The 15,742-nt window shown below is 63.9% G+C and carries 14 protein-coding genes; 4 read left to right on the plus strand and 10 right to left on the minus strand.

Going from position 1 to position 15,742, the window contains the following annotated elements; genetic code table 11:
• Positions 1 to 14 precede the first annotated feature (14 nt).
• From madC to ABH922_RS16535, 4 genes are all read right to left on the minus strand, one after another.
• Positions 15 to 1,538, minus strand: coding sequence for a MadC family VWA domain-containing protein (gene madC, locus ABH922_RS16520; RefSeq protein ID WP_424807940.1), 1,524 nt, complete (start codon positions 1,536 to 1,538; stop codon positions 15 to 17).
• Complete coding sequence (locus ABH922_RS16525) at positions 1,535 to 2,620, minus strand: MadB family AAA-type ATPase (protein WP_424807941.1); 1,086 nt, start codon at positions 2,618 to 2,620, stop codon at positions 1,535 to 1,537. The genes madC and ABH922_RS16525 overlap by 4 nt, the downstream gene beginning before the upstream one ends.
• Positions 2,621 to 2,706: 86 nt before the next feature.
• Positions 2,707 to 3,981 (minus strand): NDMA-dependent methanol dehydrogenase, encoded by a 1,275-nt coding sequence (gene mdo / locus ABH922_RS16530; protein ID WP_424807942.1) that lies wholly within the window; start codon positions 3,979 to 3,981, stop codon positions 2,707 to 2,709.
• Between the two features lie 373 nt (positions 3,982 to 4,354).
• On the minus strand, positions 4,355 to 4,861 hold the full coding sequence (locus ABH922_RS16535; RefSeq protein WP_424807943.1) for a hypothetical protein: 507 nt from the start codon (positions 4,859 to 4,861) through the stop codon (positions 4,355 to 4,357).
• 289 nt (positions 4,862 to 5,150) lie between these two features.
• On the opposite strand from ABH922_RS16535, the gene ABH922_RS16540 reads away from it, so the two are divergent.
• The gene (locus ABH922_RS16540; protein WP_424807944.1) at positions 5,151 to 6,206 is read left to right on the plus strand and encodes a 2Fe-2S iron-sulfur cluster-binding protein; all 1,056 of its coding nucleotides are present in this window, start codon (positions 5,151 to 5,153) and stop codon (positions 6,204 to 6,206) included.
• Here ABH922_RS16540 and ABH922_RS16545 read toward each other — a convergent pair.
• The 4 genes from ABH922_RS16545 to ABH922_RS16560 all read right to left on the minus strand — a co-directional run bounded on the left by ABH922_RS16545 (position 6,185) and on the right by ABH922_RS16560 (position 10,271).
• Positions 6,185 to 6,955, minus strand: coding sequence for a DNA alkylation repair protein (locus ABH922_RS16545; protein ID WP_424807945.1), 771 nt, complete (start codon positions 6,953 to 6,955; stop codon positions 6,185 to 6,187). The two genes, ABH922_RS16540 and ABH922_RS16545, sit on opposite strands and share 22 nt — an antisense overlap.
• Entirely contained in the window at positions 6,916 to 8,172 is a 1,257-nt protein-coding gene (locus tag ABH922_RS16550) for a glycosyltransferase 87 family protein (protein ID WP_424807946.1), read from the minus strand. The genes ABH922_RS16545 and ABH922_RS16550 overlap by 40 nt, the downstream gene beginning before the upstream one ends.
• A gap of 50 nt (positions 8,173 to 8,222) precedes the next feature.
• Complete coding sequence (locus ABH922_RS16555; RefSeq protein ID WP_424807947.1) at positions 8,223 to 8,990, minus strand: glutamate racemase; 768 nt, start codon at positions 8,988 to 8,990, stop codon at positions 8,223 to 8,225.
• A gap of 102 nt (positions 8,991 to 9,092) precedes the next feature.
• Entirely contained in the window at positions 9,093 to 10,271 is a 1,179-nt protein-coding gene (locus ABH922_RS16560; protein WP_424809696.1) for an NAD(P)/FAD-dependent oxidoreductase, read from the minus strand.
• A gap of 196 nt (positions 10,272 to 10,467) precedes the next feature.
• Between ABH922_RS16560 and ABH922_RS16565 the strand changes: the two genes are divergently transcribed.
• From ABH922_RS16565 to ABH922_RS16575, 3 genes are read left to right on the plus strand one after another with little or no spacing between them, the layout of a single operon-like run.
• Complete coding sequence (locus ABH922_RS16565; protein ID WP_424807948.1) at positions 10,468 to 10,647, plus strand: DUF2273 domain-containing protein; 180 nt, start codon at positions 10,468 to 10,470, stop codon at positions 10,645 to 10,647.
• Positions 10,640 to 11,635 (plus strand): DUF6286 domain-containing protein, encoded by a 996-nt coding sequence (locus tag ABH922_RS16570; protein ID WP_424807949.1) that lies wholly within the window; start codon positions 10,640 to 10,642, stop codon positions 11,633 to 11,635. The genes ABH922_RS16565 and ABH922_RS16570 overlap by 8 nt, the downstream gene beginning before the upstream one ends.
• On the plus strand, positions 11,632 to 12,195 hold the full coding sequence (locus ABH922_RS16575; RefSeq protein WP_424807950.1) for a hypothetical protein: 564 nt from the start codon (positions 11,632 to 11,634) through the stop codon (positions 12,193 to 12,195). Before ABH922_RS16570 ends, ABH922_RS16575 begins: the two co-directional genes overlap by 4 nt.
• 122 nt (positions 12,196 to 12,317) lie before the next feature.
• Here the strand turns inward: ABH922_RS16575 and tuf are convergent, their stop codons facing one another.
• Together tuf and fusA are read right to left on the minus strand one after the other, a co-directional pair.
• On the minus strand, positions 12,318 to 13,508 hold the full coding sequence (gene tuf, locus ABH922_RS16580) for an elongation factor Tu (protein WP_424807951.1): 1,191 nt from the start codon (positions 13,506 to 13,508) through the stop codon (positions 12,318 to 12,320).
• Positions 13,509 to 13,598: 90 nt separating this feature from the next.
• Positions 13,599 to 15,701, minus strand: coding sequence for an elongation factor G (gene fusA, locus ABH922_RS16585; RefSeq protein WP_424807952.1), 2,103 nt, complete (start codon positions 15,699 to 15,701; stop codon positions 13,599 to 13,601).
• Positions 15,702 to 15,742: the final 41 nt, after the last annotated feature.

The raw sequence follows: 15,742 nt of genomic DNA on the forward strand, positions 1-15,742 counted from the left end.
CTCAGTCAATCACGTCACCGAAGAGCGTGACCCAACTCGGCAGCCTTGGCCGTCAACTGCACGGCGTCCCTCGCCACCACCACCTCGTCGCAGATCTCCGCGTAGTCCGGCATCGCGCACGACGCCTGGTTCCAGTATCGTCTGGGCTCCGGTGTGATCCACGCCAACCGGTGCACCTTGCGTCGCAGCTCGGCGAGCTTGTCCACCTCGGGCGGCAAACCGTTGCAGCGTCCGTCACCGACGATGATGACCGACGTCCGGGAGTTGAGGGCATTGCCGTGCTCGTCCAACAATTCGGTGAGTACCCGCCCGTAGTCGCTGCTCGCCTCCAGATCCAGACCCGGATGTGCGAGCACCGCAGCCAACGCGCCGTCGCCGCTGCTGGCGAGCAACGTGTCCGTCACGTCCACCGGGCGGTCGACGAACGCAAGGACCTCGCACCGGTCGGCACGACGATGCATCGCCTGCGCGAGCCGCAACGTGAACGCCGTGACCGGCCGAACCGAGAGCGAGACGTCCGCGATCAGCAGCAGCCGCACTCGATCAGGCCGAGGAGCCTTCACCACCAGATGGAACGGCACACCGTCGGTGCGCAGGCTCGACCGAACTGTTCGACGCATGTCGAGATGTCCGCGTGCCCGCTCGCGAGGGCGCGGACGAGACGGCCCCCGCATCCGGCGCAGCACTTCGTGGCACGCCAACTCGATGTCGTTGTGGCTGGGACCGACGGCCGACTCGCTGTCCGGTACATCAGGCGCACCTTCGGCGAGAGCGGCAGCGGAGAGCGCGGCGACAAACGCCTCGACCGCTTCCACCAACCGGTTCAGCTGGGCCTGCGTCAACGGGCCGTCGTCGGAGACGTCCGCATACGCCTTACTCGGATCGTAGGAATCCAGCCACGCCAGAATGGAATTCGGATCGTCCCAGGACAACGATCCGACCACCGCGGCTGCGACCGTCGTACTCAGGTCGCCGACCGTCGCAGACGACGCCCGGTCCACGTCGACGGTGTAACTGACACCTCGGCGCCCGGTTTCCGATCCGGTGTCCACCGACAGTTCGGCGTCACTCGAGGTCATGGAGACGTCGTCGTCGTCCTTGTGCGGGTTGAATCCCTTCTCCGCTTCCGGGGTGTCGAAATGATCACCCACCTCCGCGGCCCGCTCGTTGTACTCGGCGTACCGCCCCACCTCCTGATCGGCGTCGATGTCGAGGGCGGTGGGCAACAGCCCGTCCCCGACCTCGGCGCGCGAGGTCATCCGCTCCGTCGCCGCCTTGTCGACCACTTCCCGGAACAGCGCGTCGAAAGCTCGATCGAAACCGGCCTGCTCGTGCGAATACTTAGCACACACCGACCGCAGGCAGGAACGGAGAACATCACGATCCGAGGCGCCGACCATCGCGAGCACCCGCCGCACCTCGATCACCTCGGCCGGCGACGCCCCCACCCCCGAAATCCGCAACAGGCGACCGAAACTGGCCGAGACGACGTCGAGGACGAAACCTGGTTGCCACACCGGCGAGCCGAGCGTCTTCATGGCCGCGAACGGATTCCGCCGCGGTCCGGACTACCGCTGCGATCTCGGCCACCGGTGCCACGGAACACCGCCGTCGTCGTATTCGCCGGTTTGGAAGCAACCGTGTCCCGACGGGCAGGTTCGCCGTCGCGCGTCGGCGCCACCTGCGCGCCCTTGCCCTCGAAGCGCTCCTTCGCGAGAGTGACGTCCGACGAGTACTTGAGCAGCGCCGTCAACAGGATGTCACGAACCTTCGCATCGGAACCGGTGTCGAACCCACTGGCTTCGAGAACGGTTGCAGCCCTTGCGGCATCGATGACCTCGGAGATCGAAGGGCTCTTGCGAAGCGGCAGGTCTCGCAAGATCCTGGCCAACTCGACGACATCGGTAGCAGTTGCAGCGTCTACCTCGGGTGCGCGAGCAGTGACGATCTCCCGCTCACGCTCGGACGTCGGATAGCCGAGATGATAGTGCAGACAGCGCCGTTTGAGCGCCGGCGACAATTCACGAGTGTCGTTGGACGTCAGAATGACCCACGGCTGCGAACGCGCCACGAACGTACCGACCTCGGGGATGGTGATCTGCTGCTCCGCCAAGATTTCGAGCAGGAGAGCTTCCATCGACTCCTCGGTGCGGTCCACCTCGTCGACCAGAAGCACCACCGGCTCCGGGGACAGGATCGCCTCGAGCAGTGGTCGCACGGAGAGGAAGTTCTCGGAGTACAGCCCGAAATCCTGATCCGCCAAGAATTTCGACGCGTCGGCTATGTTGTCGAACTCGGCGACCTGATCACTGATCCGGTCACGAAGCATCTGCACGTGCAGCAGCTGTTTGGCGTAGTCCCATTCGTACAGCGCTCGGTTGTCGTCGAGGCCCTCGTAGCACTGCAACCGTACCAACTTGCGTCCGCCGATCGCCGCGAGTGACTTCGCGAGCTCGGTCTTGCCGACACCGGCAGGCCCTTCCAGCAGCAGTGGTCGTCCCAGCGCGGTAGCCAGGTGGACGACGACCGCGAACTCGTCGTCGGCGATGTAGTCCTGCTCTCGCAGAGCATCTTTGAGATCGGTGCCGCTGGAGAACGTTCGGCCGGTCGCGATCGTCATCGAGGTGTCCTTTCTTGGGGGTAAACCCCCGTGCGCCTTTCTGATAGCGCGAGCTACCAGAAAGGCGCACGGGGCCGGATGCCCTGCTAGAAGTACGACTTGTTGATCGAGTGATCGACGACGGGAATCATCGACTCCACCGTGACCTCGCGGGGGTTGCCCGGAGTGCACCAGTCGTCCTGGATGTGCTCGGAGATGGCGAGAACGGTCTTCTCGTCACCCTTGATGACATCGCCACGGCCCTCGTACTTCTTGGTGTTCATCTGGTTCTTCGCGTAGGAATCAGTGCGCACCTGCGAGAAGTTGTCCGGGATACCGACATCCTTCGCCAGACGGATCGCCGCCTCGACAGCGGCATCCGCAGCCTGCACGGTGGTGAGGTTGCGGGTGTCGACACCGAGAGCGCCGGCCAACTGGGCGTAGCGCTCGTAGCGCGAGGGCAGGTTGTACTCCCACACCCGGGGCAGCGCGATCGCGTTGTTCAGACCGTGGTGGCTGTCGAAGAAAGCGCTGACGGCGTGCGAGATGGAGTGCACGATGCCCAGACCACCGGAGTTGAACGCCTGCCCGGCGATGTACTGCGCGTTCATCATTCCCTCGCGAGCCTTGAGGTTACGCGGCTCGAACACGGCCTCGCGCAGGTTCTTCGCCACCAGTTCCACCGAGTAGATCGCGTTACCGAGCGACGGCGCGAAATCGAGACGGGACACGAACGGCTCACTGCCGTGCGCCAAGACGTCGAAGCCGCAGTACGCGGTGAAATGCTGAGGGCAGGTGTAGAAAAGCAGCGGGTCGTCGATCGCGAGGGTCACGATGGTCGCCTCGTCGAAGCCCACCCACTTGTGCGGGTTGTCCATGTCGGAGGTGTCGGTGATGACGTACGCCCACGAGGTCTCGGAACCCGTACCGGCGGTTGTGGATACGGCGATATGCGGCGGGTTCTCCTTGTTGGTGGACTTGGAGAAGCCCTCGAACTCGTTGATGTTGCGGCCGTCGTGAGCGATGACGACACGAGCGCCCTTGGCGGCGTCGTGACTGGAACCTCCACCGATGGAGATGATCGAGTCGCACTTCTCCTTCTGGTAGAGGGCAGCGGCCTCCATGACGTTGTAATCCTTGGGGTTGGACTCCACCTTGTCGTAGAGCACCACCTCGACACCCTGGTATTCGATCTTGCCGATCAGCTCTTCGATGATGCCGGAGCCGCGAAGACCCGTCGTCATCAGCAGTGTGCGCTTGAAGCCGAGGTTCTTGGCCTCCACACCGAGGATGTCATGAGCGCCCACACCCATCAGGGCCCGCGGGAAGGGGTGGAACTCCTTGATGGGGAAGTCCCAGATCTGATTGAGCTCGATTGCCATCGATATCTCCTCGTGAATGAGCGTGACTATGACTTCGGGAGGGATTCGAGCCGGATCTTGTGACCGGCGTCTCACCTGGGATCAACTGTGGACTGCGCAGCACTCGAAACCCAGACTTCTGCCACGCAACCACCCGGACGCCGACCCCGAACCGTCCGTTCGGGCAGGTGCTCGCCACGCCGGACCGCCAGTACTGCCACGATTGCGCGCCGCGAGGCACGGCGAGAACCGCTCCACCAGTGCGGGCCGACACCCCGAAACGCACGGTGGCTGCCCACCTCCGAAACGCACGGTGGCTGCCCACCCCGGTCGGGGTGGGCAGCCACCGTGCGCGAGTGCTTCGTCGGCCCCCGCGTCAGAACACGAGCAGTGCTCAGCTGCCGAAGGAGGGGAAGTCCGAACTGCCGTTGCCGCCACTGCCCGAACCGATTACCGGGAGCAGTTTCGGAGTGCTGATCGTCGGCAACTCGCCCACGTTCAGCGGACTCATGCAAGCACCGATGACGGCGTACAGACCGGGCGCGACCGTCTGCGAGTAGGTCTTGGTCTGCCCGCCTACGACGCCGAAGAGGGAAGTGATGTCACTGAAGCTCGGAAACACGACCACACCGGCATCGAGAAGCGTCAGTGGGTTGGCGAGCACACCGGGGACGGACGTGGCCTTGACCACCATCGCGTTGCAGCCCACCGTGTCGAGTAGCCCGTGCGGGTTGGTGATCTCGAGATCGATCGTGGATCCTGACGTCGACGCTTCGACGATGGGTGGCTTTACGTCCACCAGCTCGATTGCAGAAGCCGTACTCGATGCGCCGATCGCGATCGCAGTAGCAGCGACGGCCACGGACATCGTGGCAGCGGCCTTCTTCAGACGTGCGGGCATACTTCACTCCTCGGTACTCGTACTTGGGTCAATCTGAAATTGAACCCCAAAAGTCGACCGATTTGTCGGTTTTAAGGAGATTTCGGGATACGGAGCGTGTCCGCCCGTCCCTCGCCCGTGTCACCGACTCCACCCCGCGCACCCTCGGCCGCATCAGCACACGGCACAGCGCTCGACAGTTGGGCGGCTACCATCCCAGTAGCTTTCGGCCACTGCTAGCCTCGACTAGAACGTGTTCTAGTCGGGTCGGCCACACCCCCTACCGATTCCACGAGAGGATCAGCTCGCGATGACGACAGTCGAGGTACCGCACAGCTCGCGATCGGCGGTACTGACCGTGTCCGAGATCGTCGAAGAGACAGCGGACGCCCGTTCCCTGGTGTTCGAGATCCCAGCCGAATTGAAAGACAAGTTCGACTACAAGCCCGGCCAGTTCCTGACGCTGCGTATTCCGAGTGATCACACCGGTTCGGTGGCGCGCTGTTACTCCCTGTCCAGCTCCCCGTTCAGCGACCCGGCGCCGAAAGTCACCGTCAAGCGCACCGCAGGCGGCTACGGATCCAACTGGATCTGCGACACCCTGCGCGCGGGCGACACCATCGAGGTCCTGCCACCGTCGGGCATCTTCACCCCGAAAACCTTCGATCACGACTTCCTGCTCTTCGGCGCGGGCAGCGGAATAACCCCTGTGATCGCCATCCTCAAGGCAGCCCTCACCGAAGGCACCGGGCGTGTGGTACTCGTCTACGCCAACCGCGACGAATCCTCCGTGATCTTCGGTGCCGAGCTGCGCGCACTCGCGGCAACTCACCCGAAACGCCTGACCGTCCTGCACTGGATCGAATCGGTGCAGGGTCTGCCGAGCGCAACGCACCTCGCCACCCTTGTTGCGCCGTACCTCTCCCACGAGGCTTACATGTGCGGGCCCGGCCCCTTCATGGACGCCGTCCACACCGCCCTCGCCGACGCAGGCATGCCGCGCACCCGAGTCCACTCCGAGGTGTTCGTTTCACTCTCCGGCGACCCTTTCCTCGATGCCGACGTGATCGAGGTCAGCGAAGCGGAGGCCGCCGACGCCGCCACCGTCGAGGTCGAACTGGACGGCGAGAGACACACCCTGAGCTGGCCGCGGAAGCAGACACTCGTCGACATCATGCTCGCCGAGGGCCTCGACGTGCCGTACTCCTGCCAGGAAGGTGAGTGCGGTTCGTGCGCCTGCACCGTCGTCGAAGGCGAGGTACGGATGGAGAACTCGGAGATCCTCGACCCCGAGGACGTCGAGAACGGCTACATCCTGGGTTGCCAGGCCAAGCCCGTCACCGATCATCTCAAGATCGAGTTCTGACTCGGCGGCACCGATCCGGCTGCCCGGAAACGTGCCCGCTCTTCCGGCGTCAGATGCTCGCACGCGTAGCTCAGTGCCGTGCGCCCCATCCGGGCCGCATTGGACGTCAAGAATCCGGTGAGCAATCCGCGATCCACTCGTCTGCCCACCTCGCGGAGCATCCAACCGGTGGCCTTCTGCGTCAGATCCCGACGGTCGTCGAGTACGGACGCGGCAAGTTCGAGGGTGGTCGAGGCGTCGCCGCGGATGATGAATCCGTAGGTGGTCGGCAACGCAACCCGCCGACACCACAGATCGCCGGAGTCACAGAGGTCGAAGACCGGCGTCCGCTCGCGGTCGAAGTACCACCCGCCCGGAATCCGCCCGGCGGAGCAGTCCACCAGATCCCAGTTGTTCACCCGGCCGTCCGTCACGCAACGGTGATAGAAATCCGCAATCTCCTGCCGACGCCCTTGATCGAAACACCGTGCACGGCTGACGCCGTCGAACTGAGCAACGAGAACGAGCAACCCCGCGGCCCGGTGTTCGTGCACCTCACTCTCGAGCAGCACCCTGATCTCGTCCAGAGCGAGATCGGGGTGCTGCTTGATCACCGCGCGTATCTTCGGCACCCGAACCCCGATGAACACGTCCCCTTCGCCGTACTCACCCGGACCCGTCTTGAAATACCGCTGAAGATGCAGCGCATCCGCAGCGTCGGCGAGAGCGGTCAGCTGGTCACAGACGATCCGGGCACTCGATGTCGACATTCCCGATTCCACCATTGCAGAGCCCTCCCGTCCTCGGTCTCCAACGCAGGCAATGCCCGCAGCGCAGCGATCAACGCCACCGACACGATCAGAAACACCTCACGCAGTACCAGCCCGAACGGCGACAGGAACGGCGAGAAATCCATGATCTGCTGACCCATCGTGGGTCCGCAGTAGATCAATGCCAATCCAGCCGCGAAAATCCCGAACTGCGCCCGAGTGTGGAGCCGGAACAGGATGGTCACCGCAGCAGGAACCAGATAAACCCAGTGATGGATCCAACTGATCGGCGACACGATCGGCGCACTCGCGCCGATCACCAACGCCGCATCCACCGCCCGTCCCGAGCGAAATACCTCCCTGGCGACCCACACCGCCGCGACGGCGCACACCACGGCCAACGGCAAGGCGATCGGCCGCGTCCAGTCTCCCAGTGCAGCCAGAGTGCCTTGGAGCGATCCGTTTCCGGAACTCGCGAACGCCTCCCCCGACAGGTCCACCCGGCCGCTCAAACCCCACACGACATCGGTCCAGAACGTCCGACTGATCCCCGGTGCGACAACAGCGGCGACAACCGTGGCGCCGAGCGCGCCCACCGAACTCCACGCGGCCAGGCGCCACTGCCGCGTCGCCACGAAATAGACGACGAACAACGCCGGAGTGAGCTTGATCGCTGCCGCGACACCGATCAGCAGGCCACGCGGAACCCAGCGCCCCACCCACGAATCGTCGCGCCGGGTGATGTCGATCAACACCAGTGCCATCAGGATCAGATTGATCTGACCGAACGAGATGTGCGCGCTGATCGTGGGAGTGATCGCCACCGCGACGACGATGATCGCCATGACGAGCGGGCGCCGCGCAACGGTCATGGGGGTAAACCGCGCGACGGTCCAGGCCAGTGCCACCATACTCACCGCGGACCACAGCAGATACGCTGACCACCACCCGAAAAGTACTGTAGGCCACAGGAACACTGCGGCAAACGGTGTGTACGTGAACGGCATTCCCTGGTCGACGATCATCGGTCCGACGAGATTGCCCGCGTAGATGTCGCTACCGGCCGCAAAAGCTTCGGCCGCATACCGATACACCAGAAAATCGACTGGTTCGACCGCTCGAACATGAAATATCAGATAGGTCAAAGCAATAACGCCCGCCGCTGTCAACGAACCGATCGACACCATTCGCGGCGTCCTGGTAGCAGTAGCGGGCATCGTCGAATCGTGTCACAGAACGCTCGACACCGAAGACCGGCCACACACGATCAGACTTGCACGGCTCCCAGCGTCCGACCCGCCTCGAAGGCTTCGGCGCTGCGCGGCAACACTCCGGGACGTCCACTGACGAACACCTCCACCGAGCCGACCCCGCGACCGGTGTCCACCCCGAGAGCGTCGATACGCCGCAAGGTTTGCCGAGCGACGGCCTCGGCGCTGTCGAACAACTGGACTCCGGGCGGCAGCCGAGCCGCGATGTCCTTCGCCAGCAGTGGGTAATGCGTGCAGCCGAGCACCACGCCGCCCACACCACGCGGGGTGCGCTCCACAGCGGCGTCGATGGCAGCCAGCGCCGCCGCTCGGTCGCCGAGATCTATCGCATCGGCCAAACCGTGGCAGGCCACTCCCACCACGGAGCTTTCGCCGGCGAACTGCGCGATCAGATCCGCCTGGTACCGACTTGCCGTAGTGGCAGCCGTCGCCCAGATAGCCACCGAATCACACGCGGCCGCAGCCGGTTTGACCGCAGGCACGGTACCCACTACCGGGATGTCCGGTCCGACGAGTTCCCGCACCTGAGACAACGCCGTCACACTGGCTGTATTGCACGGAAGCACGATCACCCGAGCGCCCCGATCAAGGCTCCGCTGCGCCGCCTCGGACACTCGTTCGACAACCCACTGCTCCGGCTTCGGCCCCCACGGGGCGCCGTCCGGATCCAACGACAACACCAGGTCCAGTTCCGGGCGCAGACGTCGAAGCCAGGCAGAGGTGGGGAGCAGGCCCAGACCCGAGTCGATGAGTGCAACGATCACCGGTCGAATCTATCGCTTCGGACCGCCCCCGTCCGCATCGGTTCACTCGGACACGGACTCCACCACGTCGGTTCACTCGGACACGGACTCCACCACGTCGGTTCACTCGGACACGGACTCCACCACGTCGGTGATCGACGTGCCCGCGGCAATCTTGGCTCGCATCTTCATCACGGCCCCGGCGCTACCGCCACCGACGACCGCGGCAAGGATGCCCTCGCGCTCGTAATACGCGACGAACTTACGGCCGTCGTCCTTGATCACGTGGACCGTGTCGGTGGGCGACACGGTTCCCAGCGCCTGGATCTTCACGTCGTACTGGTCGCTCCAGAAATACGGCACCTGCGCGGGAGCATCCGGATCACCGGTACCGGTGATCGCGCCCGCCAGGATCTTCGCCTGATCCCCAGCGTTGCTCCAGTGCTCGACGCGTTTGCGCGCGTCGCCGATCTGCCATGCCGCGACGTCACCGGTCGCCCACACGTGTGGCGCACTCGTCCGGCCGAACCCGTCGCACAACACGCCGTTGCCGATCTCGACTCCCGAACCGTCCAGCCACGCCGTGACCGGGGTGGACCCGACACCGATGGCCACCACGTCGACCTCGATTTCGGAGCCGTCGTCCAAGGTGGCCGCCGACACGACGCCGTCGCCGGACAATGTGCGCAAGCCGGTACCGGTCCGCACATCTACCCCCTCCTCGCGGTGCAGACGCTCGACGAGGGCACCGACCGTCTCTCCGAGCACCGACGCCAACGGCGTGGGCTGAGGTTCGACGAGGATCACCTCGACACCCAGCGCACGCATACTCGCCGCCAACTCGCACCCGATGAAACCTGCCCCGACGATCAGGGCACGCTTCCCCGGAGCCAGATCGGCGCGCAGAGCCAACGCGTCCTCGATGGACCGAAGCACGTGGACCGAGGACAGCTCCGGCAATCCGCCGATCCGGCGCGGGGTGAGCCCGGTAGCCACGATCAGCTCGTCGTACCCGAGTTGCGAACCGTCCGCGAACGAGACCGACTTCGCGGTGGTATCGAGCGCGGTCGCGGCCGAACCCAGGCGAAGCTCGATGGCGTTGTCGTCGAAGAACTCTGCCGGACGCAGTGTCGTCTCGGTCTTGTCCGTCCGGATGACGTCCTTCGACAAGGGCGGTCGGTCGTAGGGCAGGTGCGTCTCCGCTCCCGCGAGGACGACATCTCCTTCGAAGCCCGCCTTCCGAAGCTCCTCGGCAACTCGCAGCCCCGACAGCCCGGCGCCCACGATCACAACTCGCGTCAACACACACCCACCGTTCGATAGATCACAACACGGCACCAGATATGAGAACCGTCACTTCGAATCGACTTTGCCATATCCGAACACCTGAGCGGACGTGAGGTGTACAACATCAATTCCGGGTAGTCACTAGAGTTGCGAATACCCTGGACAGGCAGACCGATCCCGGGCCGGCTCGCCATCGAAGAAGGGAACTGACGTGAACAGCACCACAGTCGGATTGCTCGCCGGACTGTTACTGGCCTTGGCCGGTATTGCCGGCGGATTCAGCGGGTTCGTCTTCGCAGTACTGGTCGGCGCGATCGGCATGGCACTCGGCGCACATCGCGACGGACACCTGGATCTCGGCGCCATCCTCCGAAGCCGCGGCCGTGGCTGACGTCGCGACGGCCACTGCCGTCGATCTCACGAAAGAGGCACCGGTCTCCGACACCGATCCGGGTACGCGCGGGACGTTGGTCGTCAAGGACCGCGCCATGACCAAGATCGCCACCACCGCCGCCTTGCAGGTTCCCGGAGTGATACGCCAGTCCGGCGGACTCACCCGTCTGACCGGCCGCGAACTGCCCCGAGCCGATGTCGTCATCGGCAAGGACGCCGTGGCGATCAACCTGTTCCTGGCCGTGACCTGGCCGTGCTCGGTGGTCGATCTCACCGGCCGCGTCCGTACCGAGGTCGGGCGCAGCGTCGAAACACTCACCGGACTTCCTTTGCACGAGATGAACATCATGATCGCCGCCGCGGACGGCTCCGATCCGGCCTACCTCGCCGGCACAGAGCGCACAGAAGCCGCGGAAGAATCGGATGTCGTTCCGAGACCACCACACGTCCCGTCTGCCACACCGGCCGCGGCCGTATCGGCGGTCCTCATCGCGATCGGACTGCTCGGGCTGGCCTTCGTCGTCGCACGCGAATGGTTCGTCCACAGAGGCACTTACGACTCGGCACCGTGGATTCGCAACGGCGTGGAATGGGCTTCGCGCCTGCACTGGCAGACATGGCTGTTGCCGACTGCCGTCGCTGCCGTGGTGATCGGACTGGCTCTGATCGTCTCGGCATTCAAGAGCCGAGCGAAAACCCATGTAGCTCTGGGTGAATCGTCGAACTCGACGGTGTGGATGCGACCGACCGACATTGCCCGGCTGTGCAGTGGTCACGCCACCGCGGTTCCCGGCGTGCTTTCCGCGCGCACGAACGTCACCCGCAAGCGTGTCACCGTCAACATCGACATCTCCGGCGAGAACCGCGGGGAACTGATCGAGTCGGTCACCGCTGCCGTACGGCCACATCTCGACATCCTGCAGCAGCCCTTGCAATTGAGCGTTGTCGCCCACCGTGCCGTGGAATCACGAAAGGACGCCTCGTGAATCGTTGGATCTCGTCCGTCGACCGAGTGGTGGTCGCGCTCATCGGGCTCGCTCTGGTGGCAGTGGGCGCATACGCCATCGCTTGGGATGTGCGAGTCGAACAAATTCGTCGTTGGACCTCGCGCCTCGACCGCCCAACGCTGGCCGCACTACCCGACCAGCCGTGGTGGCAGTGGGCGCTGATCGGCACGTTTGCCGCCTGCCTCGTCATCGGTATCGCTTTGCTCTACCTCAACCTGCGACGACGAAGCACCGAGGCACTGACGTTGCGACACAACGAAACCGGAACCGACGTCAGCGTCGGACTCGGCCCGGTCGCGGGCGGTGTCGCCGCCGAACTGGCCGGACTTTCCGGTGTGCGCAGTACCCGTCATCGCGCCACCGTCGACCGGGGATTGCCCACCGTCACCGTGGTGGCCACCGCCGACCCCGACATCGACGTCGTCGAGTTCACCACCAGAGCCGAACGCATCGCCCGAGCGACGAACCGTAGCCTCGACGGATCTGCGGTGGCGGTGCAGATTCTGCTGCACCTCGATCGCGTGGACAGCGCCAAGTAACACCGACAAGCCGAGTAACAACGCCGGCCGACCGACAACCTGAAGACGAAGAAAGGCGCTCGTTCCCGATCGGGAACGAGCGCCTTTCTCACAGCTGAGAATCAGCTAGCGAGAGACGAGTCTCACTTGATGATCTTGGCAACCTTGCCGGCGCCGACCGTACGGCCACCTTCGCGGATCGCGAAGCGCAGGCCCTCGTCCATGGCGACAGGCTGGATCAGCTTGACGGACATCTCGGTGTTGTCACCGGGCATGACCATCTCGGTGCCCTCGGGCAGCGTCACGACGCCCGTAACGTCCGTGGTACGGAAGTAGAACTGCGGGCGGTAGTTGTTGAAGAACGGCGTGTGGCGTCCACCCTCGTCCTTCGACAGGATGTATGCCTGGCCCTCGAACTCCGTGTGGGGAGTCGTGGTGCCCGGCTTGACGACAACCTGGCCGCGCTCGACATCTTCGCGCTTGATGCCACGAACGAGCAGTCCGACGTTGTCGCCGGCCTGGCCCGAGTCGAGCAGCTTGCGGAACATCTCGATACCCGTGACCGTGGTCTTGGTCGAGGTTTCCTTGATGCCGACGATCTCGACCTCTTCGTTGACGTTGACAACGCCACGCTCGATACGACCGGTGACGACGGTGCCGCGGCCGGTGATCGTGAAGACGTCCTCGACGGGCATGAGGAATGCCTTCTCGGTCTCACGAACCGGGTCCGGGATGGACTCGTCGACAGCAGCCATCAGGTCGAGAATCGACTGCGTCCACTTCGGGTCGCCTTCGAGTGCCTTGAGGGCCGAGATCGGGATGACCGGAGCATCCTCGTCGAATTCCTGGCCGGCCAGCAGTTCGCGGACCTCCATCTCGACGAGCTCGAGGATCTCGTCGTCGTCAACCATGTCGGCCTTGTTCAGGGCGACGAGGATGTACGGAACGCCGACCTGGCGAGCGAGCAGGACATGCTCGCGCGTCTGGGGCATCGGGCCGTCGGTGGCAGCGACGACGAGGATTGCGCCGTCCATCTGAGCCGCGCCGGTGATCATGTTCTTGATGTAGTCGGCGTGACCCGGTGCATCGACGTGCGCGTAGTGGCGCTTTTCCGTCTGGTACTCAACATGCGAGATGTTGATCGTGATGCCACGAGCCTTTTCCTCGGGAGCCTTGTCGATCTGATCGAAAGCCGAAGCTTCGTTGAGATCCGGGAAAGCATCCGCGAGAACCTTGGTGATGGCCGCCGTCGTCGTGGTCTTGCCGTGGTCGACGTGACCAATGGTGCCGATGTTCACGTGCGGCTTCGTCCGCTCGAACTTCGCCTTCGCCACTTTATGTCCTCCTGGACTGATAATTGCTTGCCGTATGCAGCAGTGCGGTTGGTTGTTACTTGGTCGTGCTTCGGCCGGAAGAAACCGAGGTTACTCGCCGGTCGCCTTGGCGATGATTTCCTTCGAGACGTTCGCGGGAACCTCTGCGTAGGAATCGAACACCATGGAGAAGTTCGCGCGGCCCTGGGTCTTCGACCGCAGGTCACCGATGTAACCGAACATCTCCGAGAGCGGAACCAGCGCCTTCACGACACGGGCACCACTGCGTTCCTCCATGGCCTGGATCTGGCCACGGCGGGAGTTGAGGTCGCCGATCACATCGCCCATGTACTCCTCGGGCGTCGTGACCTCGACAGCCATGAGCGGCTCGAGAATGACGGGGCCGGCCTTGCGGGCGGCTTCCTTCAGTGCCTGCGAACCGGCAACCTTGAACGCCATTTCCGAGGAGTCGACGTCGTGGTATGCGCCGTCGAGCAGGATCAGCTTCAGGTTGACGAGCGGGTAGCCGGCGAGAACACCGTACTGCATCGCGTCCTGCGCACCGGCATCCACGGAGGGGATGTACTCGCGCGGGATACGTCCGCCGGAGACCTTGTTCTCGAACTCGTAGGTAGCACCGTCTTCGCCCACGAAAGGCTCCAGACCGATGATGACCTTGGCGAACTGGCCCGAGCCACCCGTCTGCTTCTTGTGGGTGTAGTCGTGCTTCTCGACCGACTTCGTGATGGTCTCGCGGTACGCGACCTGCGGCTTGCCGACGTTGGCCTCGACCTTGAACTCGCGACGCATACGGTCGACGAGGATGTCGAGGTGGAGCTCGCCCATACCGCCGATGACGGTCTGACCGGTCTCTTCGTCGAGCTCGACCGAGAAGGTCGGGTCCTCTTCGGCGAGCTTCTGGATCGCGACGCCCAGCTTCTCCTGGTCGGACTTGGTCTTGGGCTCGATGGAGACCTGGATGACCGGCGCCGGGAACGACATCGACTCGAGGACGATGGGGTTCGCCTGATCGCACAAGGTGTCACCGGTGGTGGTGTCCTTGAGACCGATCATCGCGTAGATGTGACCGGCCACGGCCTCGTCTACCGGGTTTTCCTTGTTCGCGTGCATCTGGAAGAGCTTTCCGATGCGCTCCTTCTTGCCCTTGGTGGCGTTGAGCACCTGGGCACCCGGATCGACACGACCCGAGTAGACGCGCACGAAGGTCAGCTTGCCGAAGAACGGGTGCGCTGCGATCTTGAAGGCCAGAGCCGAGAACGGCTCTTCCTTGCTCGGCTTACGCGTGATCGAAACCTCTTCGTCGCCCAGCTTGTGGCCGACGACCTCGCCGATGTCCAGCGGGTTCGGGAGGTAGTCGATGACAGCGTCGAGCATGGGCTGAACGCCCTTGTTCTTGAACGCGGAGCCACACAGAACCGGGTACAGCTCGGAGTTGACCGTCAGCTTGCGGATTGCACCCTTGATCTCGTCGACCGTGAGCTCTTCGCCGCCGAAGTACTTCTCCATGAGAGCTTCGTCGGATTCGGCAACCGTCTCGAGCAGCTTCTCGCGGTACTCGGCAGCCTTCTCAACGAGATCCGCGGGGATTTCCTCGATGGTCGGTGCGGTACCGGTGGGAACTACGCCGCGCCAGGTGATGGCCTTCATCTCGACCAGGTCGACGACGCCGTCGAAGTCGTCTTCAGCGCCGATGGGCAGCTGGAGAACGAGCGGCTTCGCGCCCAGACGATCGATGATGGTCTGCACCGTGAAGTAGAAGTCTGCGCCCATCTTGTCCATCTTGTTGACAAAACAGATACGCGGGACGTCGTACTTGGCGGCCTGACGCCACACCTGCTCCGACTGGGGCTCGACGCCCTCCTTGCCGTCGAAAACGGCGACTGCGCCATCGAGCACGCGCAGCGACCGCTCCACCTCGACCGTGAAGTCGACGTGGCCGGGGGTGTCGATGATGTTGATCTGGTTGTTGTTCCAGAAGCAGGTCACGGCGGCAGACGTGATCGTGATGCCGCGTTCCTTCTCCTGCTCCATCCAGTCCGTCGTCGACGCACCGTCGTGCGTCTCACCGATCTTGTAATTGACACCGGTGTAGAACAGGATGCGCTCGGTGGTGGTGGTCTTGCCGGCATCGATGTGCGCCATGATGCCGATGTTGCGGACCTTGTTCAGGTCGGTCAGCACTTCCTGTGCCACAGGTTTCTTCCCCGCTCGTTGCTTGGTTTTCGGGTGTCGGC

Origin of the sequence: Rhodococcus sp. 27YEA15 (genome assembly GCF_049739425.1) — a bacterium.
Classification (GTDB): domain Bacteria; phylum Actinomycetota; class Actinomycetes; order Mycobacteriales; family Mycobacteriaceae; genus Rhodococcus_F.

Coding starts and splice junctions, on each gene's coding strand:
- madC (WP_424807940.1), bottom strand. CDS start 1,538: ATGAAGACGCTCGGCTCGCCGGTGTGGCAACCAGGTTTCGTCCTCGAC.
- ABH922_RS16525 (WP_424807941.1), bottom strand. CDS start 2,620: ATGACGATCGCGACCGGCCGAACGTTCTCCAGCGGCACCGATCTCAAA.
- ABH922_RS16545 (WP_424807945.1), bottom strand. CDS start 6,955: ATGTCGACATCGAGTGCCCGGATCGTCTGTGACCAGCTGACCGCTCTC.
- ABH922_RS16540 (WP_424807944.1), top strand. CDS start 5,151: ATGACGACAGTCGAGGTACCGCACAGCTCGCGATCGGCGGTACTGACC.
- ABH922_RS16550 (WP_424807946.1), bottom strand. CDS start 8,172: ATGCCCGCTACTGCTACCAGGACGCCGCGAATGGTGTCGATCGGTTCG.
- ABH922_RS16535 (WP_424807943.1), bottom strand. CDS start 4,861: ATGCCCGCACGTCTGAAGAAGGCCGCTGCCACGATGTCCGTGGCCGTC.
- mdo (WP_424807942.1), bottom strand. CDS start 3,981: ATGGCAATCGAGCTCAATCAGATCTGGGACTTCCCCATCAAGGAGTTC.